Origin of the sequence: Streptomyces sp. BE303 (assembly GCF_036290945.1) — a bacterium.
Classification (GTDB): domain Bacteria; phylum Actinomycetota; class Actinomycetes; order Streptomycetales; family Streptomycetaceae; genus Kitasatospora.
The window spans coordinates 21,749-46,467 of the sequence record NZ_JAQYWZ010000884.1 but is presented as its reverse complement, the minus strand read 5'-3'; the positions used below and the strand labels follow the sequence as shown (position 1 = coordinate 46,467).

The window sequence follows — 24,719 nt, the reverse complement described above, 5'->3', positions numbered from 1 at the left end:
CATCCGAATGCTAGGGCGTTCCTAGAGGGCGTCGGGGCCGCGTTCACCGGTCCGGACCCGGACGGCGGTGTCGACGGGGACCGCCCAGACCTTGCCGTCGCCGATCTTGCCGGTCCGGGCGGCCTTCACCAGGACGTCGATCAGCTGGTCGGCGTCGTCGTCCTCCACCAGGACCTCGATTCTGACCTTGGGCACCAGGTCCACGGTGTACTCCGCACCACGGTAGACCTCGGTGTGGCCGCGCTGGCGGCCGTAGCCGCTGGCCTCGGTGACGGTCAGGCCGTGCACGCCGAAGGCCTGCAGTGCGGCCTTCACCTCGTCCAGGCGGTAGGGCTTGATGACGGCGGTGATGAGCTTCATCAGGCGTCGACCTCGGTCTTCTCGGTGCTCTTCGGAGCGACGGCGGGGGCGGCACCGGCAGGAGCACCGGCGGCGGGGGCGGCTGCGACGACCGAGGCGGCCGGGGCGTGCGCGGTCCGGGCGAGGCCGGCGCCCAGGGCGCTGAAGTCGTACGCGGACTCGGCGTGCTCGGCCTGGTCGATGCCGGCGACCTCGACCTCCTCGGCGACCCGGAAGCCGATGGTGCGGTCGATCGCCTTGGCGAGCAGCCAGGAGAGCACGAAGGAGTACGCGCCGACCACGGCCACGCCCATCGCCTGCTTGCCGAGCTGCTCCAGCCCGCCGCCGTAGAACAGGCCCTTGGCGGTCTGGCCGACGGTGCCGGTGGCGAAGAGGCCGACCAGCAGCGAGCCGATCGCCCCGCCGACGGCGTGCACACCGACCACGTCGAGCGAGTCGTCGAAGCCGAAGCGGTACTTGAGGCTGATCGCGGCGGCGCAGGCCGCACCGGCGATCAGGCCGATCGCCACCGCGCCGAGCGGGGAGACCGAACCGCAGGCGGGGGTGATGGCGACCAGACCGGCCACCGCGCCGGAGGCGGCGCCCAGCGTGGTGAACGCGCCGTGCCGCAGCTTCTCGTAGATCAGCCAGCCGACCAGCGCGGCCGCCGTGGCGACCTGGGTGTTGATCAGGGCCATCGCCGCGACGCCGTTGGCGGCCAGGGCCGAGCCCGCGTTGAAGCCGAACCAGCCGAACCAGAGCAGCCCGGAGCCGAGCATCACCAGCGGCAGGCTGTGCGGGCGCATCGGGTCCTTGCGGAAGCCGACCCGCTTGCCGAGCACCAGGCAGAGCGCCAGGCCCGCGACGCCGGCGTTGATGTGGACGGCGGTGCCGCCGGCGAAGTCGATCACGCCGTTGCGGTCGCCGAGCCAGCCGCCGTTGCCGCCGTCGAAGAAGAACACCCAGTGCGCGACCGGGAAGTAGACGACGGTCACCCAGAGTCCGACGAACAGGCCCCAGGCCGCGAACCGGGCGCGGTCCGCGATCGCCCCGCTGATCAGGGCCGGGGTGATGATGGCGAACATCAGCTGGAAGGACGAGAACGCGGTGACCGGGATCGTTCCGGCGAGATCGGTGACGCCGATGCCGCGCATCCCGAGGAAGTCCAGGTTGCCGATCAGTCCGGCGCCCGCGTCGGGGCCGAAACTGAGCGAGTACCCGTAGAGGACCCAGAGCACGCTGACGATGCCGAGCGAGAGGAAGCTCATCGCCAGCATGTTGAGGGTGCTCTTGGCCCGGACCATCCCTCCGTAGAAGAAGGCCAGCCCCGGGGTCATCACCATGACCAGGGCCGCACTGATGAGCACGAAGGCGGTGTCGCCCGCGCTGAAGCCGTCCGGCATCGGCGTCTCCTCTGAGTGGAAGCCGCTCCGCACCCGGGTTTCCTGTCCCGTGTACCCGGGGCGTCGGCGATGAGAAGGAGAGTGCCGAAGGCTGGTTTCGGCCGATGCGGCCGGTTGTTTCGCGGCGGTGACGAGGGCGACACCGGGGTTACGCCCGCGTGAACCCCGGCCACGCCGGACCGCCGGACGGGTTACCGTACGGCCGCTCCGCACGGGGCGTGCCGGATACGCCACCGACCGTACCGGCGGCGGCCGGTACGGTCGGCGGAGCGTGACGGGAGCGGCGGGTCAGACCACCGAGACGTACTCGGGAATGTCCTGAACCACCCGCTCCTGGAGCCGGCTGACCGCGTCGACGCCCTGGAACCGGACGGCGGCGGCCTCGGTGGTCTTGCGGACCCGGGAGTTCAGCCGCTCGGAGCGGACCTTGGTGGCGATGTCGACCGCCTGCTCGGCGAAGACGGCGGCCTGCTCCGGCTCCTTCTGCAGCAGGTGCACGCTGGCCATGCCGATCAGGTTGAAGGCGTACGAGCGGACGTGGTCGCCGTCCTGCCGGAACAGGTCGACCGCCCGCTCCATCACGGGCGCGGACATCGAGGCGTACAGCTCGGACTGGTCGGAGTGGTAGGCGAGGTCGCGGAAGGAGTGCGCGTTCTCCGCGTTCAGCTCGGCCGGCGAGAAGAACTTCAGCCAGTCCGGGTCGCCGTCGCCCTCGCGGATGTCGGTGAAGGTGTCCTCGGCCAGCCGGACCGCCCGGGCGCAACGGTTCACCTCGCCGATGGTCGCGTAGGCGCGCGCCTCCATCGCGTACAGCAGCGACTGCTGGCGCGGGGTGGCGGTGTCACGGCTGCCGTACTGGGCGAGGTGGATCAGCTCCAGCGCGTCCTCGCCCCGGTTGAGGTGGATCATCTGGCGGCTCATGTCGGTGAGGATCAGCGCGCCGAACGGGCGGTCGCCGGCCTCCTTCGCGGCGTGCAGCGCCAGCACGTAGTACTTCTGCGCGCTGGGGTGCATGCCGACGTCGTAGGACATCCAGCCGGCCAGGTGGGCCAGCTCGGCGGTGAGCCGGAACAGCCGCCGGGTGGTCTGTTCGGGGTAGGTCTCCTGGAGCAGGTCGGTGACCTCGTGGAGCTGGCCGACCACGGCCTTGCGGCGCAGTCCGCCGCCGTTCTGCGCGTCCCACTGCCGGAACATGACCGTGGTCTGCTCCAGCAGTTCCAGCTCGGGCTCGGAGAGCCGGCCGGTGAAGGGCTCGCCGCCGTTGGCGGCGGTGAGGATCGGGGTGGGCGTGCCGTTCGGGCCGGGGGCGAGCCAGCGCTGCATCGGCTCGATCAGCGCGGCACCGGCGGTCAGGGCGAGCGAGGTGCCCAGGAAGCCCCGCCGGTTGAGCATGAGGTCGCTGCGCGAGTAGTCGCTGATCAGCTGGACGGTCTGGGGGGCGCTCCAGGGCAGGTCGACGCCGCCGCCGACGGTGGAGACCGGGATGGCCGCGCGCAGGCCGAGGTCCTCGATGGAGACCACGGAGCCGAAGCGCTCGGAGAACAGTTCCGACATGATCTTCGGGATCGGCTCGCGGGGCTGCTCGCCGTCGAGCCAGCGGCGCACCCGCGAGGTGTCGGTGGAGACGTGGTGGGCGCCGATCTGGCGAGCCCGTCGGTTGACCTGACGCGCCAACTCGCCCTTGGACCAACCGCTCCGGGCGAACCACGTGGTCAGCTTCTCGTTGGGTTGCTTCTCTGCCATGGGAACGTCCCCATCCCGCCCGGCCCCTGCTGCGGGGCCCCCGATCGTGACCGCCCGACGGTTGCGGGCTCTTACCGGTGCCGAACCTGCGGCGCCACCGCCGCCGGACTCACCGTCAGCTCCCCAACTCCCGGCTCCCCAGCGCCCGGAGCGGACTCCCCGACGAGGTCCGTGTGCTGAACGTAATGCCCCGCGTACCGTCCGGGGGAGCGGCCCTGGCGAAACGCCACCTTTCGCCACCCCCAGGAGTGAACCGAACCGAGTCGGCACGCGCTTGACTAGGTAGTCCCGACGGTCCGGCATATGCGGGCCGCCAAGTCCCCACCGGCACCCGGCCCTTCACGACAATGCGCCCCAGCCACAGGCGAGTTTGCCGTGCGCGCCGATCGACGCCCACCCCGCCCGCACGACGATCCGGCATCGGTGCCGCCCGCCACAAGGCGGCGCCCGAGGCACACCACCGCAACAGGCGCACTCCGCGCGCTGCGCGCCGCCACCGCACCACGCACCACGCACCAGACAATCAACACAAAGTCACCGTCCCGTAACCATCGGCGACGAGAACCTGTTGGGGGAGGCATGGACAACCTGTTCGGCGAACTTCGACTGGGGCACCTTCGGCTGGCACCGCTGGGCGTGCGCCGCCGCACCCGCGTCACCGCGGGCCAGGCGGCCGCGGAGTACACCGGCCGGTGGGGCTGGGCCGTCGTCGTCGGCGAGCCGGCCCGCGCAGCCACCACCCCGGCCGACTGCCACTGCGGCACCCCGCGTTGCGCCGCTCCCGGTCTGCACCCCGTACCCGGCGGCGGACCCTCCGCCCGCCCCGGCCCGGACGTCTCCGTCCTGTTCCCCACCGGCCGCGCCTTCGACGTGCTGGACGTCCCCGAGCAGGCCGGGCTGCAGGCGCTGGTCCGGCTGGAACGGATGGGCACCCAGGTCGGCCCGGTCCTCGCCGCACCCACCGGTCGGCTGCAGTTCCTGGTCGCGGCCGGCACCGCCCGCCGGCTGCCGGACCTGCTGTACCGGATGGGCTGGGACGACGCCGCGCTCGACCTCACCTGCCACGGCGAGGGCAGCTTCGTCGCCGCCCCGCCCACCGTGCTGGGCGCCCTCGGCCCGGTCCGCTGGCTGCGCCGCCCCACCCGGGACAACGCCGGCTGCCCGCCCGAGGCCCGACTGCTGCTCGGCACCCTCGCCTACGCCTGCCACCGCGGCCGGGAGCGCACCGCCGAACCCGCCTGGATGGCCGGCTGATCGTCCGCCGGCCCCGGCCCGAACCACGTGCCGGGCCCGGCACGGCACGGCACGGCCCGGCACGGCACGGACCTCGGTCGGCAGGCCGGAGCGGCGAGCGGGGTCACCGGACACGACCCGGACACGCCGAAGGGCCCGCCCCTCACGGAGCGGACCCTTCTCGGAAGGACCGGGCGGGCCGGGGTCAGTCCCCGATCAGCGCGTCCACGAACGCACCCGGCTCGAACGGCGCCAGGTCGTCCGCACCCTCGCCGAGCCCGATCAGCTTCACCGGGACGCCCAGCTCGCGCTGGACCGCGACCACGATGCCGCCCTTGGCGGTGCCGTCCAGCTTGGTCAGCACGATGCCGGTGATGTCGACCACCTCGGCGAAGACACGGGCCTGGACGAGCCCGTTCTGACCGGTGGTGGCGTCCAGGACGAGCAGCACCTCGTCCACCGGACCGTGCTTCTCGATCACCCGCTTGACCTTGCCCAGCTCGTCCATCAGGCCGGTCTTGGTGTGCAGCCGGCCCGCGGTGTCCACGAGCACGGTGTCGACGCCCTCGGCGATGCCCTCCTTGACCGCGTCGAACGCGATCGAGGCCGGGTCGCCGCCCTCGGGCCCGCGCACGGTGCGCGCGCCGACCCGCTCGCCCCAGGTCTGCAGCTGGTCTGCGGCGGCGGCGCGGAAGGTGTCGGCCGCGCCGAGCACCACCGTGCGGCCGTCGGCGACCAGCACCCGGGCCAGCTTGCCGGTGGTGGTGGTCTTGCCGACGCCGTTGACGCCGACCACCAGGACGACGGCCGGACCCTCCTCGTGCCTGGTGGAGTGGACCGTGCGGTCGGCGTCCTTGCCGATCAGCTCGACCAGCTCCTCGCGGAGCAGCCCGCGCAGCTCGTCCGGGGTGCGGGTGCCGAGCACCTTCACCCGGGTGCGCAGCCGCTCGACCAGCTCCTGGGTGGGGGCGACGCCGACGTCGGCGATCAGCAGGGTCTCCTCGATCTCCTCCCAGGTGTCCTCGTCGAGGTGCTCGCGCGAGAGCAGCGAGAGCAGGCCCTTGCCGAGCGAGTTCTGCGAACGGGAGAGCCGGGAGCGCAGCCGGACCAGCCGGCCGGCGGTGGGCTCGGGGACGTCGAGGGCCGGAACCTCCTCGGCCACGGACGGTCCGGGGACGGCCTCGTCCTCGGCCTCGGGGAGCTCCACCTCCTCGACGGTGCGACGGGGCTCCTCGGTCGGCGGCGCGGCCTCCTCGCCGACGGCGGGCTCGCGCGGGGTCGGGGGCGCCGTGATGACCGGCGCCTGCGACTTCGGGGGCAGCTGCTGGCGTCGTCTGCCGGAAACGACGAGTCCGGCGATCGCTCCGACGGCGACCACCGCGATGACTACGGCAAGAATCACGTATTCCATAACCCGTCCAGTATCCGTGACGGGGGCCCGGACGGACCGCAGGCGGCTAGACCGTTGTGCTACCGATGGCGTCCGGCCGTTCCCGGACCCCTTCGCCGGCCCGGCGTCCGGGGGTCGTCCCCCCGCGCAGGCGCTGGCTGATCACCTGGGAGATGCCGTCCCCCTTCATGGTCACCCCGTACAGGGCGTCGGCGGACTCCATGGTCAGCTTCTGGTGGGTGATCACGATCAGCTGGGAGCTCTCCCGGAGCTCCTCCATGATCCCGATCAGCCGCCGCAGGTTGCTCTCGTCCAGCGCGGCCTCCACCTCGTCCATCACGTAGAACGGGCTGGGCCGGGCCTTGAAGATCGAGACCAGCAGCGCCACCGCGGTCAGCGAGCGCTCGCCCCCGGAGAGCAGCGAGAGCCGCTTGACCCTCTTGCCGGGCGGACGGGCCTCCACCTCGACGCCGGTGGTCAGCATGGAGTCGGGGTCGGTGAGCACGAGCCGGCCCTCCCCGCCGGGGAAGAGCCGGGAGAAGACGCCTTCGAACTGCGCCGCGGTGTCGTGGTAGGCGGAGGTGAACAGCTGCTCCACCCGTTGGTCGACGTCCTTGACGATGTCGAGCAGGTCGCGCCGGCTCCGCTTGAGGTCGTCGAGCTGCTCGCCGAGGAAGGTGTGGCGCTCCTCCAGGGCGGCGAACTCCTCCAGCGCCAGCGGGTTGACCTTGCCGAGCTGCTGGTACGCCTTCTCCGCCGCCCGCAGCCGCTTCTCCTGCTCGGACCGGACGTACGGACGCGCCTCCCCCGGCTCCTGCCCCTCCTCGGGCGTGGACGGCGGGACGAGCCGGTCCGGCCCGTAGGAGGCCAGCAGTTCGCCCCCCTCGATGCCGAACTCCTCCAGCGCGCGGGACTCCAGCTGCTCGATCCGCAGCCGCTTCTCGGCCCGCAGCACCTCGTCCCGGTGGCCCGCGTCGACCAACTTGTCCAGCTCGTCCTTGAGTTCGCGCCCGAGTTCGCGGTGCTCCCTCAGCTCCGCCTCACGCGAGGCGCGCGCCTGCTCGACCGCGGCCCGGCCGGCGTCCGCGCGGGCCAGCGACACCTCCAGGCAGGCCGCCAGCTGCCGGGCGCCCGCCGCGACGGCGTTCGCGACGCCCTCGTCGTGCGCGGCCCGTCGGCGGCGCTCGGCCGCCCGGGCGCGCGCCTCGCGCTCGGCGCGGGCGGCCCGTTCCAGCTGATCGGCCCGGCCCGCCAGGGCGCGGACCCGCTCCTCGTGGGTGCGGACCGCGAGCCGGGCCTCCAGTTCGGCCTGCCGGGCGGCGGTCGCGCCGGCTGCCAGCCGTTGCTGCTCGGCGGGATCGGGCTCGTCCTCCCCCGCGGCGGCCGACTCCTCGGCCGCGGCGAGACGTTCGGCCAGTTCCTCGGCGGTGGCGAGCAGCCGGTCGAGCCCGTCCTCGGCGCGGACGGCGGCGGCCGTGAGCCGCTCGGCCTCGCCGACGGCCGCCCGGGCCTGGCCGCCGAGCCGGCCGAGTGTGCCCGCGACCTCGGCCCGGTCGCGTTCCCGCTGCCGCTGCCGGAGGGCGAGTCGGTCGAGTTCGGCCGCCGACTCGCTCCGCTGCTCGGTCAGTTCGGCCAGACGTTCGGCCGACTCGGCGCAGCGGACGGCGAGTTCGCCGAGCGCGCGGGCCGTCTCGTCCACCGCCGCCCGGGTCTCCAGCAGGCTGGGCGCGCCGCCGGAGCCGCCGTGCGCGAAGCCCGCGCCGAGCCGGTCGCCCTGTGCGGTGACGGCGGCCACCCCGGGGTGCGCGGCGACCAGGCGGACGGCGTCGTCCAGCGAGTCGACCACCGCGACTCCGGAGAGCAGTTCGCCCACGGCGGGCAGCAACCCGGCCGGTCCGTCGACGAGTTCGGCGGCCCAGCGGGCACCGGGCGGCAACTCCCCGACCGGGCGGGTGGGTTCGGGCGCGCCGGCGATCAGCAGGGCGGCCCGGCCGGCGTCCTCCGCGCGCAGCAGTCGGAGCGCGCCGGCCGCCGCGGCGGGCGAGTCGACGGCCACCGCGTCCGCCGCCGCGCCGAACGCGGCGGCGAGGGCGGTCTCGTGGCCGGGGGCGATCCGCAGCAGCGCGGCCGCCGGGCCGAGCAGCCCGGCCAGCCGGTCGCCCGCGGCCAGCAGCGCGCCGCTGCCGTCCTTGCGGCGCAGGCCGAGCGCCAGCGCCTCGTGCCGGGCGGTCAGTCCGGCCCGCTCGCGTTCGGCGGCGCCGGCCGCCTCGCGCGCGGCCACGAGGTCCCGCTCGACGGCGGCGAGCCGCTCCCGGGCGGTCTCGTGCGCGGTGTCGGCCCGTTCGTCCTCGGCCGAGGTGTCGACCCGGGACGCCAGCTCCTCGTGCTCGCACCGGGCGGCCTCGGCACGCTGCATCGCCTCGTCCCGGGCCTCGGCGAGCCGGCCGGTCTCGGCCTCGGCGGCGGCGGCCCTGGAACGCGCGGCGGCGGCCTGCCCCTGCAGCCGGGCCAGCCCCTCCCGGCGGTCGGCGATCGCCCGGGCGGCGTCCTTGAGCCGCCGTTCCTCGGCGGCGAGGTCGCGCTCCAGCTCGCCCTTGGTCTCGACCGCCTCGGCCAGCGCGTACCGGGCCTCCTCCAGCGCCCCGGCCAGCGCGGCCTCCTCCTCGCGGACCCGTTCGGCCTCCTGCTCCGACTCCTCCGGGTCCCGTCCGCGCCGTTCCTCGGTCCGTCCGCCGGCCACCGCGTGCCGGGCCCGGGCCTCGGCCAGCCCGATGGTGCCGCGGGTCCGCTCGGCCAGCGCGGAGAGCAGGTACCAGGTCTGCCGGGCCGCCTCCAGACCCGGTCCGAGCTGCTGGACCTGGGCCTCCAGCACGGCCTCGCGGCCGATCGCCCGGCCCAGTTCCTGTTCGACGGTGGAGCGGCGCAGGCGCAGCGCGAGTTCGTCGGCGATCTCGGCCTCGACCGCCCGGCGCAGGGCGAGCAGGTCGTCGGCGAGCAGCCGGAGCCGGGCGTCGCGCAGGTCGGCCTGGATGCCGGCGGCGCGCCGGGCGATCCGGGCCTGCCGGCCGAGCGGGCCGAGCTGGCGGCGGAGTTCGGCCACCAGGTCCTGGACGCGGTTGAGGTTGACCTGCATCGCGTCCAGCTTCCGGAGCGCCTTCTCCTTGCGCTTGCGGTGCTTCAGGACGCCGGCCGCCTCCTCGATGAAGGCGCGGCGGCCCATCGGGTCGGCGTGCAGGACGGAGTCGAGCTGACCCTGGCCGACGATGACGTGCATCTCGCGGCCGATGCCGGAGTCGGAGAGGAGTTCCTGGATGTCGAGCAGCCGGCAGGTGTCGCCGTTGAGCGCGTACTCGCTGCCGCCGTTGCGGAACATCGTCCGGGTGATGGTCACCTCGGCGTACTCGATCGGCAGGGCGCCGTCGGAGTTGTCGATGGTGAGGCTGACCTCGGCGCGGCCGAGCGGGGCGCGCCCGCTGGTCCCGGCGAAGATGACGTCCTCCATCTTGCCGCCGCGCAGCGACTTGGCACCCTGCTCGCCCATCACCCAGGAGAGCGCGTCGACGACGTTGGACTTGCCGGAGCCGTTGGGCCCGACCACGCAGGTGATGCCGGGTTCGAACCGCAGGGTGGTGGCGGAGGCGAAGGACTTGAACCCGCGCAGCGTCAGGCTCTTCAGGTGCACGCGCCGGTCTCCTCACATCGCTCACCGGGCTCTGCGGCGACTGTATCCGCCCGCACCTGCGGCGATCGTGCCCGGACACACCGGTCGGACCGGCCGGTCCGGCCCCGGGCCACCGGACCGCCACCACACCGCGCCGGGCGCGGCGCCGGTCCCCGGCCACCGGGCGCCGGGCGCCGTCCCGAAACGCTCCGGACACGACGAAGGGACGCCACGCGGGGCGTCCCTTGCAAGCTGCGTCCCTTTCGGGGCGGCTCAGTGCACAACGACGTCGATCGAGGGATCGGGCGGGACTCAGGTGAGAGCCGGCTCCCGCTGGTCCAGATCGATGCTGCTGAGCAGCGAGTGCTCGTCAGCGACAGCGGTGAGAGCGTCGTTCTCGGCCTGCATCCGAATGAGCTCGGATTCAAGATCCTGAACGCGCTGCTGCAGCCGTCGCATCTCGGAGAGCATTCGCGGGTCGGGGCCGCCGACGTACCCGAGAAGCGCCTTTGCCATGATGAATGGTCCTCCACGCTGAGTGACCGAACCGGAACGGAACAGGTCTAGGGGGAAGGGGGACGCACGCGCGTCGCGCCCCGGCAGTGCTGGCTGGGCACTACGGCACAACCGCCGTGAGCTGGGCTCACGAGGGCATGCGCCTGCCGGGATAACGCGGTCGTGTGCGCGGGTTTCCAGCGTCTCACCAAAGACGGTACGGGTCAACACGATCACCGCACGCTACCGCGCCCCTGTCACCTGCCTGGCGGTGTGGTCACGCCGGGCGGTCGCGGGGAGGTCCACCACGAGCTCGTGGATCATCGTCCGATGCGGAGTCAACCACGAGTCTGCCCGGATGGCAACCGTACGACACCGCCAGTTGCCGATCCTTTCGCACGGGTTCCGGACCCGGCCAGGGCCGGAACCGGACCGGGTCCGGCTCAGCGGATCTCGAAGCCCTCGTAACCCGTGCCGACGGCGGTCCAGATCTCGGTCACCCCGGCGACCCGGCCCGGTGTGCCGGCGCCCCTGAGCAGGGCGAGCAGCTGTTCGCAGTCGACGGCGACGCCCTCGGCCACCACCTGCACCCGGCCGTCGCCGAGGTTGCTCGCGTAGCCGGTGAGGCCGATCTCCAGCGCCCGCGCCCTGGTCCACCAGCGGAAGCCGACCTGCTGGACCTTGCCCCGCACCCAGGCGGTGACCCGGACCGGCTCGTCACTGTGGGCGTCGCGACCGTGCATGCCCCCGACCCTATCCGGCGGGGCGACGGCCCGCGTCACGGCGCCGTCGGGCCCTCCGTCGTCCAGCCCGGGCTGTGGACCTCGATCCGCAGGTCCGCGCGGCGCCCCTGCTCGCCGCAGGTGCGGCACACCCAGGCCGGGTCGTACGGGTGCGGTTCGTGCCCCTGCGGGTCGTGCTCCAGGCCGACCGGGGGCTCCGGCATCAGCCACCGGTCGCCCCAGCCGAGCAGGGCCTGGCTGAGGGGCGCGAGGTCGCGGCCCGCCTCCGTCAGGTGGTACTCGTACCGGGGCGGGCGTTCGCTGTACGCGCGCCGTTCGACCACGCCGGCCTCTTCCAGCGCGCGCAGCCGGGCGGTGAGCCGGTCGCGGGGCGCCCCGGTGTTCCGGGCGATCCGGTCGAACCGGTGGTTGCCGTAGAACAGCTCCCGCACGGCGAGCAGCGCCCACTTCTCCCCCACCACGTGCAGCGCGGCGGCGATCGAGCAGGGCCGCCCCGGCAGGGCGGGCGCGGCGGGAACGGCTGAAGGGGTGCGGGGCGTCACGTCCTCCACCTTCCCATACCGGGTTGCCTTCTCAAACCCGTACGGCCGGGGCTCCGGAGCCGCGCCGGACACCGATCAGCGGGTCGGATCCGGCGCCGTCCGGGCCACTCCCCGGACGGACGCCGCGGCCCCGCCGGTCGTCCGGCGGGGCCGCGGGCCGGTCGTCGCACCGGCCGGAGCCGAACGAGGGAGTCAGAACCCTCCGCCGAAGTCGCCTCCGCCACCGCCACCGAAGTCGCCGCCGCCACCGCCCCCGTAGTCGCCGCCGCCGAACCCGCCGTCGAAGTCGGAGGAGTTGTAGTCGGCCCCGGAGACGTCGCCGCCCTCGTAGCCGGAACCGGCGTCGCCCGCGCCGGCCGCGTAGGCCGGGGTGGCCATCATCGAACCGAGCATCGTGCCGACCAGCAGGCCCGGCAGCAGCCCGCCGCCGCCGAAGCCGCCGAAGTAGCCGCCCGCCCAGGGCCCGTACGCCGGTCCGGCGTTCCAGTACGGCTGCGGCCCGTGCTCGGTCGGGACGGTCCGGATGTCCGGGGCCTGCCCGGCCGCCAGCCGCTCCGCGTCGGCGCGGCAGACCGGGACGGTGCGCGCCGCGCCGTCCGCCGGGGCCCAGTCGGCGTCCTGCACCGACGGGCCGTGCCGCGGGTCGAAGAAGCACGGCGGACGCCGCTCCGGCAGCGGCCTGCTCTCCCGCCGGGCCTCCAGGGTGGCCAGCGCGAACCGGCCGTCCTCCAGCGCCTCGGTGACCGGCTTCACGTCGTGCGGTCCCCTGGCCTCGTCCATCAGACGCTTGGCCCGGTCATAGGAGTCCAGGGCGTGGGTGTAGTCGCCGCGCTGCACGTCGTCCGCGTCCGCGGCACCCGGGTCGAAGTCGAGCCGGTCGAGCTCCTCGCCGTAGGCCGTGATGTCCTCGTCGACGACCCGTCGCAGCTGTGCGAGTTCGGCCCGGCGCTGCTCCTCCTTGCGCCGCTTCGCGCGGCGGAAGAGCAGGAAGACGCCGGTACCGGCCAGTGCGAGCAGGGCCAGCGGGACCACGATCGCGGCGGTCGAGGCGCCGCCCGCACCGCTGTTCACACCGTTCCCCTTGACCTGCGGGGCGGCGGTGTCGACGAAGTCGTCGAGGGTGGCGCCGATGTCGCCGGGGTGCGAGCGGAAGGAGGCGCCCGCGATCCGTTCGGCGCTCTCGCTGGCCAGCGCGGCCCGGTCCGAGCGGGCCTGGAACTGGTCGCCGCGCCAGACGGCGTAGGTACCGGTGATGCCGACCTTGGTCCGCAGGTCGTCGAAGACCGTCTGGGCGCCGTAGGGAGCCGCGGCCGGGACCACCGCGACGAAGATCGGCTTGTCGGTCTTGCGGATCTTCTCGGTCAGCGCGTCGGCCTGCCCCTGGTCGAACCGGCCGGCCATAGCCGGGTCGACGTACACCCGGCCCTGCTTGAGCGTGGCGGCCGCGTCGTCCAGCCCGCCCGCCGCCGAGGCCGCCGGCGTCACCAGGAGCAGCAACCCGAGCAGCAGCCCGAGCAGCGCCGCCACCAGGGCCGGCGGCCCGGCGGCCCGGGAACGTCGTCGAGCAAGGGTTCTCATGCCATCGACGCTACCTCTCCGGACCCTCCGGCACGGCATACCCGTCGGGTACGGCCTGCCGGGTGACCCCCACCGTCCGCCGGGGTGCGTCCCCTCCCCGGGGATGATCTCTACCCGGGCGGGTCCCTGAGCCGGGCGGGCGGCGGGAACCCGGCCACCTGCCCGGACGTACGTTCCGGCGGGTCACCGCAGCTCGCGACGACCACCGGGGGGCGGTCCGACCGTACTCCGCGACCGGGCATAGTGGTGGCCGTACGGCCCGTTCATGACCTTCTCTTGACCATTCCTCCCGCACTCCTCTCCTCCCGCATTCCTCTCGATCGGAGCACAGCGTGTTGATCGGCCTCGTCACCGCCGTGGCGGCCTCCGCCTGCTACGGCATCGGCTCGGTCCTGCAGGCCGTCGGATCACGCCGCTCCGCCCGGGAGGAGGCCGCCAAGGGCGCCTCCGCCGCCGGGACCACCGCGCACGGCGGGCCGAGCCTCTCCTCCACCGCCAAGGCGGCCGTGACCTGGGAGTTCATCCTCGGCACGGTGCTGGACTTCATCGGCTTCGGCCTCGGCGCGCTGGCCGCCCGGCTGCTGCCGCTGTTCCTCTCCCAGACCATCATCAGCGCCAACCTGGTGATCACCGCGGTGCTGTCGATCAAGCTGCTCGGGATCCGGCTCAAGCAGCTGGAGTGGGTGTCGATCGGCGTGCTCTGCTCGGCGCTGGTGCTGCTGGCGGTCTCGGCCGGACCGGAGGGCGGCCACCACGCCGCGATGGCCTTCCACTGGGGGCTGCTGGCGATCACCACCGTGCTGCTGGTCGGCGGTGGCCTGCTGGTCCGCCGGATGGGGGCCAACGGCGCGATCGTCGCCGGCCTGCTCTCCGGTCTGGGCTTCGGCGCGCTCGGCGTCGGCGTGCGCATCCTCAACGGGATCGAGCCGTTCGAGCTCGGCGCGCTGCTCTCCGACCCGGCCCTGTACGCGATCCTCGTCGGCGGCATCGGCGGCATGTACGTGCACACCGTGGCGCTGCAGATCGGCTCGGTGAACGGGGCCACCGCGGCCCTGGTCGTCGGTGAGACGGTGCTGCCCGGCGCGGTCGGCGTGCTCTGGCTCGGCGACTCCTCGAAGGCCGGGCTCGGCTGGCTCGGCGTGGCCGGCTTCCTGCTCTCGGTGGTCGCGGCGGTCGGCGTCGCCTACTTCGGCCAGGACACCCACGGCGCGCCCGAAGCCGAACGGCCGCAGCCCGAACTCGCCAAGCACTGAGGCCGCTCAGCCCCCGCTGCGGACCCGCGGCACCCGCTGGCAGCGGGGGCAGAAGTAGCTGGACCGGTTCATCCAGGCGGCCCGCCGGATCGGCGTCCCGCAGCGCCGGCACGGCTCCTGCTCGCGGCCGTAGGCGTCCAGGTCCCGGGAGAAGTAGCCGCTCTCGCCGTTCACGTTGACGTACAGGCTGTCGAAACTGGTGCCGCCGACGGCCAGCGCCGCGGACATCACGTCCCGGGCGTTGGCCAGCAGCAGCAGCGCCTGCGGGCGGGTGAGGGACCCGGTCGGGCGGTCGTAGTGCAGCCGGGTGCGCCAGAGCGCCTCGTCCGCGTAGATGTTGCCGACCCCGCTGATCAGCGTCTGGTCCAGCAGCGCGCGCTTGACGGTGGTGCGCCTGAGGCGCAGCGCGGTCACGAAGGCGGCGTCGTCGAAGCGCGGGTCGAGCGGGTCGCGGGCGATGTGCGCGATGGAGACCGGGGTGCCCTCCGGGTCGCCGTCCTCGGCCTCCTCGACCGCCAGCCCGCCGAAGGTCCGCTGGTCGACGAAGCGCAGCTCGCGCCCGCCGTCGCCGAACCGCAGCCGGACCCGCAGGTGCTTCTCGTCCGGCGCGGACGGGTCCTGGACGAGCAGCTGGCCGCTCATCCCGAGGTGGCCGATCAGCGCGAACCCGGCCCCGGTGCCGGCGAGCGGCACCCACAGGTACTTGCCCCGCCGCTGCGCGGTGCCGAGGGTGGTGCCGGTGAGCCGGGCGGTGAAGTCGGCCGCGCCGGCCTGCTGGCGCCGCACCGCACGCGGGTGCAGCACCTCGACCCCGGCCACGGTCCGTCCGGCGACCCAGTTCGCCAGACCGCGGCGGACGACCTCGACCTCGGGAAGTTCGGGCACGGGAACAAGCCTCCTGCGACGGGGAACTGCGTCTGCTGGAGGAAGGCTACTGCGTGCTCAGGCGCCGCCGGGCAGGCGGTCGGCGTACTTCTCCTTGATCGCCCGCCAGGCGCTCTCCGCGGCCTTCTGCTCGGCTTCCTTCTTCGAGCGGCCGACGCCGCTGCCGAAGTCCTCGCCGGCCACCCGGGCCGCCGCGGTGAAGGTCTTCTCGTGGTCCGGACCGGATTCCTCGACCACGTACTCCGGCACTCCGATGCCCACCGAGGCGGTGAGCTCCTGGAGGCTGGTCTTCCAGTCCAGGCCCGCGCCCAGCTGAGAGGATTCCTCGATCAGCGGGTCGAACAGCCGGTGGACGAACTCGGTGGCCGCGTCCAGACCCTGGTCCAGGTAGACGGCGCCGATCACGGCCTCGACGGTGTCGGCGAGGATCGACGACTTGTCGCGGCCGCCGGTGCCCTCCTCGCCCTTGCCGAGCCGGATGAACGTGCCGAGCTCCAGGCCGCGTCCGACGTCGGCGAGCGCGCGCGAGTTGACCACCGCGGCGCGCAGCTTGGCGAGCGTGCCCTCCGGGACGTCCGGGTGGACGCGGTAGAGGGTGTCGGTCACCACCAGGCCCAGCACCGAGTCGCCGAGGAACTCCAGGCGCTCGTTGGTGGGCAGCCCGCCGTTCTCGTACGCGTACGAGCGGTGGGTCAGGGCACGCACCAGAAGGGCGCGCTCGAGCGTGTACCCGAGGCGCCCTTCCAGGACGTCGTATTCGGTCGAAGCCGGCCCGCCGGCCTTTCCGCCACCCGAAGGAGCCTTCGTTGCGGTGGTCGCCTTGCGGGAAGAGTTACCGTCCGACATCGATCCGTGCACCCCGCCGATCAGACCGAGAGGACCTGGCGACGGTTGTACGTGCCGCAGCTCGGGCACGCGATGTGACCCAGCTTCGGCTCGTGGCAGCGGTCGCACGCCACGAGGGCCGGGACAACGGCCTTCCAGTTGGACCGACGGTGGCGCGTGTTGCTGCGCGACATCTTCCGCTTCGGAACAGCCACGGCTACTTCTCCTGGTTCTCGGCGAGACCCTCACGGGTGTCGCTGTACTTGATTCCGTCACCCTCGTCGCCAGGGGCGGCGGAGAGTCCCTGCAGAGCCGCCCACCGGGGGTCGGCGGCGTCGTGGTGGTGCGCCGGGTCGTCGCTCAGGCGCGCTCCGCACTCGGAGCACAGGCCCAGGCAGTCTTCCTGGCACACCGGCTGCAGCGGCAGTGCGAGCACCACCGCGTCACGCAGCACCGGCCGGAGGTCGAAGTAGTCGCCCTCCAGACGGTAAGTCTCTTCTTCCGAGTCCTCTTCGAGGTCCTCGGTCCCGGCGGTCCGGGCGCGATGGCGCTCGTCGGACTCCGGGTAGTAGTACAGCTCCTGGAAGTCCACGTCGAGGTCGAACTCGACCGGCTCCAGGCACCGTACACACTCGCCCTCGACCACGGTCTCGGCGGTGCCGGTCACCAGCACGCCCTCGACCACGGACTCCAGGCGGAGCTCCAGAACCATCTCACTCTTCTCGGGAACACCGATCACGTCGATGATCCCCAGGCCCTCGGGGGCCTCCAGGGTCCGGCTCACCTTGCGCAGCGCACCCGGACGACGGCCCAGCTCGTGCGTGTCGAACACGAGGGGGTCGCGGTGGTCGAGGCGGTTCAAGGTGTCCTGACTTCCTGAGAAAACTGATGTGCGGCGCCACTCATCGAATGGATGCGCGGGCAGACCGACGGCCCGACACGGAGAGGCCGGAGTGGTCAGACTACCGGAGTCTCCGGCCAGGCCCAACTTCGCTCCCGGCCACTACCTCCCGCCGAGCTCCCGGAGCCGGGTCATGTCGATCATGCTGGTGTCGAAGAAGCTGGTCTCGTCCAGGCCGGGCTGCGCCTGCTGCGGAAGGGCCGGCGGGTTGGCCGGCGGCTGCGGGTAGCCGGCCCCGGCCTCGGGCTGGGGGTTGCCCCAGGCGTCGTACTGCTGGGCGGCGTACCCCTGGTGCTGGGGCGGGTAGTCGTACCCGCCCTGCTGGCCCTGCCGGCCCTCCGGGTAGCCGGGTTGCTGCACGTGCTGGACCTGCTGCGCGTGCTGGATCTGCGGGACCTGCTGGCCGTAGCCGTACTGGCCGGCGTACGGGTCGCCCCCCTGGCCGATCGCCGGGTCGAAGCCGCCGCCGTACACCTCCGCGTACTGGCCGCCGCCCTGCTGCGCGGCCGCGTACTGGTCGGCCCCCGGGGACTGCCAGCCCGCCGCCGCCGGGGCCTGCTCCGGCCAGCTCTGCTGCTGCGGAACCTCCTCGCGGTACCACGCGATGTCGGCACCGTCGGCGTCCCCGGCGAAGCCCGCGGCGACCGCCTCGGCCCGCTCCTTGGCCTGCTGCGCCTGGTCGGCGGCGGCCAGGTAGGCGCCCAGCTCGTCGATCGGCCGCTTGCCGAGCAGCTTGTCGCGGCCCTTGCCGACCGCCTCCAGGGTCGCGCTGAGCACGTTCTCCAGGGTGGCGAGCTTCACATCGACGTACTCGTCGACCTCGGGGCTCGGGCTGGTCCGCTGCGGCCGGAACTCCTCGCCGTCGCTCTCGCCGTCGAAGTCGTTCTCGAAGACGCTCGCGTCGCCGCGCAGCTTGGTCCGGCCGCGGCCGACGGCGCCGAGCGTCTTGGTGAGCACGACCTCGAAGTTGGCCAGCTTGCTGTCCACGTAGTCGTCGGCCTCGGCGCGCTTGGTGTCGACCTCGGCGCGGGCCTCGACGAGGATCCGGTCGGCCTCGGCCTGGGCGCGGCGGACCACCTCGGTGTCGGAGATCAGCGAGCCCCGTTCGGCGTGCGCCCCCTGGATGATCCGGTCGGCCTCGGACTGGGCGTCCGCGACCACCGACTCGTGGTCGGCCATCACCGACTGGGCCTGGGCCAACTCGGCGGGCAGTGCCGAGCGCAGGTCCTGGAGCAGGCCGACCAGCTCGGCCCGGTTCACCACGCAGGAGGCCGACATGGGCATCGAGCGGGCGTTCTCGACGGCGGCCACGATCTCGTCGACCTTGTTCTGCACGTCCACGGGGCTTCGTCTTTCCGTGTGCCGCCGACGGTCCGGCGGAGGCAGCGCCCGGCGCGGTGCACCTCACCGCAGGGCAGGAATACAGACTGTACGGCCACGGCGGGGCGAGGTCACAACGTCCGGACGGGGCCGACCACCCACCTGACCGACATACCGTGACGAACCGGCAGAAACGGACCGGAGGTCACCACCGGACCCACCCCGCGGGCCGGCCGCCCCGTCGCGCGCTACCGCCCGGCGCGCCGCTCGGCGATCCGCTCGACCAGGCGGCCGTGCACCGTCTCCGGCAGCAGGTGCGAGACGTCGCCGCCGTACGAGGCCACCTCCTTGACCAGCGTCGAGGAGAGGAAGCTGTACGTCGGCGACGTCGGCACGAAGAGCGTCTCGACGCCGGTCAGCCCGTGGTTCATCTGGGCCATCTGCAGCTCGTAGTCGAAGTCGCTGACGGCGCGCAGGCCCTTGATGATCGCCGGGATGTCCCGCTCCCGGCAGAAGTCCACCAGCAGGCCGAGGTGCGACTCGACCACGACGTTCCCGTACTGCGCGGTGGTCTCCTCGATCAGCGCGATCCGCTCCTCGACGCTGAACATGCCCTCCTTGTTGCGGTTGATCAACACCGCGACGTGCACCACGTCGTACAGCTTCGAGGCCCGCTCGATGATGTCGAGGTGACCGTTGGTGATCGGGTCGAACGATCCGGGGCAGACGGCACGGCGCATGGCGTTGGTGCTCCCTCATGGGGTGACGAGACTGCTGCGGGCCTCGGCCCGCTACGGGTGGCGACGGGTCTCGGCGGCGGCGCGACCGTACCAGAGGGTGCCCTCGCCGTACCGGCGCGAGCGCAGTACCTCGAAGCCCTCCGGCCAGCCGAACTCGCCGCCCCGGGTGCTGCGCTCCACGGTGACGAGTGCGTCGGCCGCGAGCCAGCCCCCGGCCGACAGTGTGATCAGCATCTCGCGCACCTCGTCGTCGGTGACGACGTACGGCGGGTCGAGGAAGACGAGGTCGTACGGAGCCTCCGGAGCCGGCCCGGCGATCACCTTCTCCGCCCTGGCGGCCTTCACCAGCGCGCCCGGCAGTCCGATCGTCCGGACGTTCTCCCGGATCACCCGGGCCGCCTGGGCGTCGGCCTCGACCAGCAGCACGTGCTCGGCGCCGCGCGACAGCGCCTCCAGGCCGACCGCGCCGGACCCGCCGAACAGGTCCAGCATCCGGATGCCGTGCAGGGTGCCGCGCAGCGCCTCCAGGGTGGAGAACATCGCCTCGCGGGCCTTGTCGGAGGTCGGGCGGGTGCCCCGACCGGGCGGTACGGCCAGTCGGCGGCCGCCGGCCGCCCCGGCGATCACGCGGGTCATGGTGGTGGGAGGTCCTTTCGTCGCTGCCCGACCACGCTATACGGGCCGGGCCCCGCCGGTCCGACCGGCGGGGCCCTCCCCCCTCACTTCAGCTCGTCACCGCGGACGCCGCGCCCCCGTCGCGCCCCCGTCGCACCCACGGACCGGATGCCGGCTACTCCCCCGCCGCCTGGGCCGGGACGGCCGCGCCGAGCAGCGTCGGCGAGGCGTAGCGGGACCAGGAGAGGCAGCCGTCGGGCGGGCAGTACTCGGGGCGGCGCGGGTCGTGGCCGAGCTCCCGCAGCTTGGTGCGGACGGAGTCGGGCGTACGGCCGAAGCGGGCGGCGATCCGGGCGACGGTCTCGTTCTCGTGGAACCGCCGGACCAGTTCCTCCTCGTGCTGCGGCACCCAGGGGGCGCCGTGTCCGGGGTAGAGCTCGCGCAGCACGTCACGGTCGGGGATGGGCTCGGAGACGTCGGCGACGATCGCCAGGGCCCGGAGCGCCCGGTTGAGCGCGATCCGGAGCGAGGCGACGTCCTCGACCGGCAGCCGCAGCCGTCCGGAGGCGAGCGGCGCGGCCGCTTCCCCCTCGCGCCAGCCGGTGAGGGTGAGGGTGACCTCGCGGTCGTCGTCGCTGGCGAGTTCGATCCGGAAGACCTTGTCGCCCAGCGGGAGCTCGTTGAGATGACGGAATGCCATGGCAAAACCCCCAAGTGTCGCGCCAGGAACGCACCTTGGGGGTGCGTCCTGAACACCTTCATTCTCTCCCGGGGGTCTGACAGTCGGGCTCTGCCGAGCGGGCCTCAGCCCTTCTCCAGATACTCCGCACGGTCCTCGTCGAGCAGGCTCGCCAGCGCGGTGCGCAGCTCCGGGTGGGCGGTCAGCCCGGGGTCCTCGGCGACCAGCCGGGTGGCCTCGGTGCGGGCGGTCACGATGACCTCCTCGTCCTCCAGCACCGAGAGCACCTTGAGCGAGGACTTCACACCCGACTGCGCCTGGCCCAGGACGTCGCCCTCGCGGCGCTGTTCGAGGTCGATCCGGGACAGCTGGAAGCCGTCCAGCGTGCCGGCCACCGCGTCCAGCCGGGCCCGGGCGGCGCTGCCCGCGGGCATGTCGCTGACCAGCAGGCAGAGCCCGGCGGCGGAGCCGCGCCCGACCCGGCCGCGGAGCTGGTGGAGCTGGGAGACGCCGAACCGGTCCGCGTCCATGATCACCATCACGGTGGAGTTCGGGACGTTGACGCCGACCTCGATCACCGTGGTCGCGACCAGCACGTCCACCGCGCCGGCCGTGAACCGGCGCATCACGTCGTCCTTGGCCTCGGGCGTCAGCTGGCCGTGCAGGATCTCCACCCGCAGCCCGGCCAGCGGGCCCCCGACCAGCTTCGCGGCGGTCTCCACGACGGAGAGCGGGGGCCGCCGCTCGTCGCTCGCGGCGCCCTCGTCCGGTGCGTCGTCGGTGAGGTCCTCCAGCTCGTCCTCGGCCCGGCGCCGCTTCTTCGCGCCCTTCGCGGCCTTCAGGTCGGCGGGCTCCTCGTCCCCGATCCGGGGGCAGACCACGTACGCCTGGTGGCCCCGGGTCACCTCCTCGCGGACCCGCTCCCAGGCCCGCGCCAGGAAGTTGGGCTTCTCGACGGCCGGGACGACGTGGGTGGAGATGGGCGAGCGGCCGGCCGGAAGCTGGTCCAGCACGGAGGTCTCCAAGTCCCCGAAGACGGTCATCGCGACGGTGCGCGGGATCGGGGTGGCGGTCATCACCAGCAGGTGCGGCGGCTGGTCGCCCTTGGCGCGCAGCGCGTCGCGCTGCTCGACGCCGAAGCGGTGCTGCTCGTCGACCACGACCAGGCCGAGGTCCTGGAACTGCACCTTGTCCTCGATCAGCGCGTGGGTGCCGATCGCGATGCCGGCGTCCCCGCAGGCCATGTCGAGCAGCACCTGGCGGCGGGCCGGGACGCCCATCGAGCCGGTGAGCAGCGCCACCCGGGTGCCCAGGTCGGAGCCGCCGAGCAGACCGCCCTCGGCCAGGTCGCCCATCATCTCGACGATCGAGCGGTGGTGCTGCTGGGCCAGGACCTCGGTGGGCGCGAGCAGCACCGCCTGTCCGCCGGCGTCCACCACGGCGAGCATGGCGCGCAGCGCGACCAGGGTCTTGCCGGAGCCGACCTCGCCCTGGAGCAGGCGGTGCATCGGGTGTTCGCCCGCCAGGTCGGCGGCGATCTCCGCGGAGACCTTCTGCTGGCCCTCCGTGAGGGTGAACGGCAGCCGGGCGTCGAAGGCGTCGAGCAGGCCGCCCTCCCGGGCCCTGCGCGGCTTGGCGGGCAGGGCGGAGTCGGCGGCCCGGCGCTGCGCGAGGGCGACCTGGAGGACGAACGCCTCGTCCCAGCGGAGCCGTTCCTGGGCGCGTTCGCGGTCGGCCTGGTTGCGCGGGCGGTGGATCAGTTCGAGCGCCTCGGGCAGCGGGATCAGGTCGTGCCGCTCGCGCAGTTCGGCGGGGAGCGGCTCGCCGACGTCGGACAGGTGCTTGGTGAGCGCCGTCTCGACGCAGAGCGAGAGCTTCCAGCTGGGCATCTGGGCGCTGGCGCCGTACACGGGGATGAGCCGGCCGGCGAACTGCTGGGCGGCGCCGGCGTCCGCGTCCGCGTCGAGCAGCTGGTAGTCCGGCGAGACCAGCTGGCGGGTGCGGTTGAAGACGCCCACCTTGCCCGCGAACAGGCCCTGGGAGCCGCCCTTCAGCTCCTTCTGCCGCCAGCCCTGGTTGAAGAAGACCAGCGAGAGCCGGCTGCGGCCGTCGGTGACGACGACCTCCAGCCGGTCGCCCTTGCGCCCGCGGAACGGGATCAGGGTGACCTTCTCGACCCTGGCCAGCACGGTGACGTGCTCGTCGATCTCCAGCTCGTCCAGGCTGGTGAGCTGGCCGCGTTCGACGTAGCGGCGCGGGTAGTGGTGCAGCAGGTCCCCGACCGTGCGCAGCTTGAGGCTGTCGGCGAGCACCTTGGCGGTCCGGTCGCCGACGAGCTTGGTCAGTGGTTCATCGAGAGCGCCCATCAGGGCCTTGTTTACACCACGGGACCGACAGACCGGCCCTCACTCCGCCGACGCGCCCTCCGGCCGCCCCGGTCCGGCGCGGCCCGCGGAGCCGCCCGCGGAGCCGCCTCACTCCACGCCGATGAGCAGCGGCGCCGACTCCTGGCCGCCGTGGAAGACCACCGCGTCCACCTCGGGCCGCCGGTGCCGGGCGTGCGCGACCATCCGCTCGGCCAGCCCCTCGGGCGCGCCCTCCCCGAGGATCAGGGTGACCAGTTCGCCGCCGGCGCCGAGCATCCGGTCCAGCACGCTCGTGCCGACCTCGGCCAGCCCGGTGCCGATCACCGCGACGTCCCCGTCGATCAGGCCGAGCACGTCGCCGGCCTGGCAGACCCCGGCCATGGTCCAGGACTCCCCCTCGGCGACCGCCAGTTCGGCGTACCGGGTGGCGCCGGCCGCGGAGGTCATGGCGACCACGTCCTCGTCGAAGCGCCGGGCGGACTCGTGCACGGCGAGCGCGGCCAGGCCCTGGACCGGCGACCGGGTGGGCAGGACGGCGATCCGGACGCCCTCCTCGCGCAGCTGGTCGGCGGCGGCGCCCGCGGCGGCCCGCAGCTCCGGGTCGTTGAGCAGCAGCACGACCTCGCGGGCGGCGGACCGGCGGACGGCGGCGGTGAGTTCGGCGCTGGCCGGCGGGCGGCCGGGCTCGGCGTGCAGCACGACCGCGCCGGCCTGCTCGCAGAGTTCGGCAAGGCCCGCGCCCGAGACCACCGAGAGCACCGCGCGGGTGCGCCGCTCGGCCTCGCCGCGGTCGGCGGCGGTGCCGGCCCGGGCGGCGGCCTCGGCGAAGTGGGTGATCCGGATCTGGTGCGGACGCCCGGCCCCGACCCCGGCCTCGACGGCGGCGCCCGCGTCGTCCACGTGGACGTGCACGTTCCAGAGTCCGTCGCCGCCGCCGACCACCAGCGAGTCACCGAGACCCGCCAGCCGTTCGCGCAGCGCCGGCAGGGCCTCGTCGGGGGCGTCCAGCAGGTAGATGACCTCGAACGCGGGGTGGCCCGGCCCGGGCGGGCGGACGTGTCCGGAGCAGCTCTCCACCACGTGGAGGTCCCCGCGCAGGGCGACCGGGCCCATCGGCTGGTGCCCGGCCACCGCGTCGGCGAGCGCGCCGAGGACGGCGACCAGGCCGCGGCCCCCGGCGTCCACCACCCCGTTCTCGGCGAGCACGGCGAGCTGTTCGGGGGTGCGCCGCAGCGCGTCCCGGGCGGCCCGGTACGCGGTGTCGGCGACCTGGCCGAGCCCCGCACCGGCCCGGCCCGCCTCCCGGGCGGCGACCCGGGCGACGGTGAGCAGGGTGCCCTCGACCGGCTCGGCGACGGCCTGGTAGGCGGAGTCGGCGGCCCGTTGGAGGGCGGCCCGCAGCTGGTCGGCGCCGCCGCCCTCGGCGAGCATCTCGGCGGTGCCGCGCAGCCACTGGGCGAGGATCACCCCGGAGTTGCCGCGGGCGCCGACCAGCGCGCCGCGGGCCATCGCCCGGGCGGTCTCGGCGAGCCCCGGCACCCCGCCCGGTCCCGGGTCGGCGAACCGGCTCTCCACCGCCGCGGCGGCCGACTCGACGGTCAGGTACAGGTTGGTGCCGGTGTCGCCGTCCGGGACGGGATAGACGTTGAGTGCGTCGATCTCCTCACGGGCCTGGCCGAGCGCGCGCAGGGCCAGCTGGCACCAGCTGCGCACGGCCGGGGCGTCGAGCGTGTGCAGCACCAGGTCTCCTCCGGATGGGACGCCGTGATGGCCTGAGGGTGAACGGCGAGGGGTGATACCGGCAGGTTATCGGGGGCCGCGGGACGGTGCCCGGAGCGGCGGGCAGAGCGATCACTCGGCCGGTCGTGGTAGTTTCGTTGAACGGAAGCAAGCGTTGTATGCTCTTCCGGTTGCCTGGAACAGGTTCAGGCTCACCCTTCGGCCCGGTCCGGTTCACGCGAGTGCTCCGCTGGTCCAGCGGGGTTTTCGAACGTAAATGATCTGAAGT

General features: G+C 73.6%; 21 protein-coding genes. 2 read left to right on the top strand and 19 right to left on the bottom strand.

All coding sequences use genetic code 11. The annotated features are described in order from the left end of the window. Positions 1-21: 21 nt before the first annotated feature. From PUR56_RS33280 to nsdA, 3 genes are all read right to left on the bottom strand, one after another. Positions 22-360 carry a P-II family nitrogen regulator gene (locus PUR56_RS33280; RefSeq protein WP_327681022.1) on the bottom strand — a complete coding sequence of 113 codons (339 nt, stop codon included), beginning with the start codon at positions 358-360 and terminating at the stop codon, positions 22-24. Further along, positions 360-1,742: an ammonium transporter gene (locus tag PUR56_RS33275; protein WP_329951673.1), complete on the bottom strand. Its 1,383-nt coding sequence runs from the start codon at positions 1,740-1,742 to the stop codon at positions 360-362. Before PUR56_RS33275 ends, PUR56_RS33280 begins: the two co-directional genes overlap by 1 nt. Before the next feature lie 288 nt (positions 1,743-2,030). Then, positions 2,031-3,485, bottom strand: a complete 1,455-nt coding sequence (gene nsdA / locus PUR56_RS33270) for a transcriptional repressor NsdA (RefSeq protein WP_329882875.1) — start codon at positions 3,483-3,485, stop codon at positions 2,031-2,033. Between the two features lie 579 nt (positions 3,486-4,064). Here nsdA and PUR56_RS33265 point away from each other — a divergent pair. Then, positions 4,065-4,739 (top strand): bifunctional DNA primase/polymerase, encoded by a 675-nt coding sequence (locus PUR56_RS33265; protein WP_329882874.1) that lies wholly within the window; start codon positions 4,065-4,067, stop codon positions 4,737-4,739. Positions 4,740-4,923: 184 nt separating this feature from the next. Here the strand turns inward: PUR56_RS33265 and ftsY are convergent, their stop codons facing one another. The 6 genes from ftsY to PUR56_RS33235 all read right to left on the bottom strand — a co-directional run bounded on the left by ftsY (position 4,924) and on the right by PUR56_RS33235 (position 13,127). Then, entirely contained in the window at positions 4,924-6,129 is a 1,206-nt protein-coding gene (gene ftsY / locus PUR56_RS33260) for a signal recognition particle-docking protein FtsY (protein ID WP_329882873.1), read from the bottom strand. A 46-nt stretch (positions 6,130-6,175) separates the two neighbouring features. Further along, on the bottom strand, positions 6,176-9,790 hold the full coding sequence (smc, locus tag PUR56_RS33255; RefSeq protein WP_329951672.1) for a chromosome segregation protein SMC: 3,615 nt from the start codon (positions 9,788-9,790) through the stop codon (positions 6,176-6,178). Positions 9,791-10,081: 291 nt separating this feature from the next. After that, complete coding sequence (locus PUR56_RS33250; protein ID WP_327681011.1) at positions 10,082-10,285, bottom strand: hypothetical protein; 204 nt, start codon at positions 10,283-10,285, stop codon at positions 10,082-10,084. Between the two features lie 422 nt (positions 10,286-10,707). After that, entirely contained in the window at positions 10,708-11,007 is a 300-nt protein-coding gene (locus tag PUR56_RS33245) for an acylphosphatase (protein WP_329951671.1), read from the bottom strand. Positions 11,008-11,042: 35 nt separating this feature from the next. Beyond that, positions 11,043-11,549, bottom strand: a complete 507-nt coding sequence (locus PUR56_RS33240; RefSeq protein WP_329951670.1) for a winged helix-turn-helix transcriptional regulator — start codon at positions 11,547-11,549, stop codon at positions 11,043-11,045. 192 nt (positions 11,550-11,741) lie between these two features. Continuing rightward, positions 11,742-13,127 (bottom strand): hypothetical protein, encoded by a 1,386-nt coding sequence (locus PUR56_RS33235; protein WP_329951669.1) that lies wholly within the window; start codon positions 13,125-13,127, stop codon positions 11,742-11,744. 332 nt (positions 13,128-13,459) lie between these two features. Here PUR56_RS33235 and PUR56_RS33230 point away from each other — a divergent pair, with 332 nt between their 5' ends. Continuing rightward, complete coding sequence (locus PUR56_RS33230; protein WP_329882868.1) at positions 13,460-14,380, top strand: hypothetical protein; 921 nt, start codon at positions 13,460-13,462, stop codon at positions 14,378-14,380. Between the two features lie 6 nt (positions 14,381-14,386). On the opposite strand, the gene mutM is transcribed toward PUR56_RS33230, so the two are convergent. The 10 genes from mutM to PUR56_RS33180 all read right to left on the bottom strand — a co-directional run bounded on the left by mutM (position 14,387) and on the right by PUR56_RS33180 (position 24,451). After that, positions 14,387-15,265, bottom strand: a complete 879-nt coding sequence (gene mutM, locus PUR56_RS33225) for a bifunctional DNA-formamidopyrimidine glycosylase/DNA-(apurinic or apyrimidinic site) lyase (protein WP_329951668.1) — start codon at positions 15,263-15,265, stop codon at positions 14,387-14,389. A 57-nt stretch (positions 15,266-15,322) separates the two neighbouring features. Further along, positions 15,323-16,111 carry a ribonuclease III gene (gene rnc, locus PUR56_RS33220; protein WP_329882866.1) on the bottom strand — a complete coding sequence of 263 codons (789 nt, stop codon included), beginning with the start codon at positions 16,109-16,111 and terminating at the stop codon, positions 15,323-15,325. A gap of 20 nt (positions 16,112-16,131) precedes the next feature. Further along, positions 16,132-16,305 (bottom strand): 50S ribosomal protein L32, encoded by a 174-nt coding sequence (rpmF, locus tag PUR56_RS33215; protein ID WP_030056747.1) that lies wholly within the window; start codon positions 16,303-16,305, stop codon positions 16,132-16,134. A gap of 2 nt (positions 16,306-16,307) precedes the next feature. Further along, positions 16,308-16,952 carry a YceD family protein gene (locus PUR56_RS33210; protein ID WP_329882865.1) on the bottom strand — a complete coding sequence of 215 codons (645 nt, stop codon included), beginning with the start codon at positions 16,950-16,952 and terminating at the stop codon, positions 16,308-16,310. Positions 16,953-17,093: 141 nt separating this feature from the next. Beyond that, positions 17,094-18,332, bottom strand: coding sequence for a cell division initiation protein (locus tag PUR56_RS33205; protein ID WP_329951667.1), 1,239 nt, complete (start codon positions 18,330-18,332; stop codon positions 17,094-17,096). Between the two features lie 227 nt (positions 18,333-18,559). Next, positions 18,560-19,051, bottom strand: a complete 492-nt coding sequence (gene coaD / locus PUR56_RS33200) for a pantetheine-phosphate adenylyltransferase (RefSeq protein ID WP_329882863.1) — start codon at positions 19,049-19,051, stop codon at positions 18,560-18,562. Positions 19,052-19,102: 51 nt separating this feature from the next. Further along, the gene (gene rsmD, locus PUR56_RS33195) at positions 19,103-19,687 is read right to left on the bottom strand and encodes a 16S rRNA (guanine(966)-N(2))-methyltransferase RsmD (protein WP_329882862.1); all 585 of its coding nucleotides are present in this window, start codon (positions 19,685-19,687) and stop codon (positions 19,103-19,105) included. Positions 19,688-19,841: 154 nt separating this feature from the next. Continuing rightward, positions 19,842-20,366, bottom strand: a complete 525-nt coding sequence (locus PUR56_RS33190; RefSeq protein ID WP_329882861.1) for a hypothetical protein — start codon at positions 20,364-20,366, stop codon at positions 19,842-19,844. Between the two features lie 104 nt (positions 20,367-20,470). Beyond that, positions 20,471-22,711 (bottom strand): ATP-dependent DNA helicase RecG, encoded by a 2,241-nt coding sequence (gene recG, locus PUR56_RS33185; protein WP_329951666.1) that lies wholly within the window; start codon positions 22,709-22,711, stop codon positions 20,471-20,473. Positions 22,712-22,819: 108 nt separating this feature from the next. Further along, positions 22,820-24,451, bottom strand: a complete 1,632-nt coding sequence (locus PUR56_RS33180; RefSeq protein ID WP_329951665.1) for a DAK2 domain-containing protein — start codon at positions 24,449-24,451, stop codon at positions 22,820-22,822. Positions 24,452-24,719 lie beyond the last annotated feature (268 nt).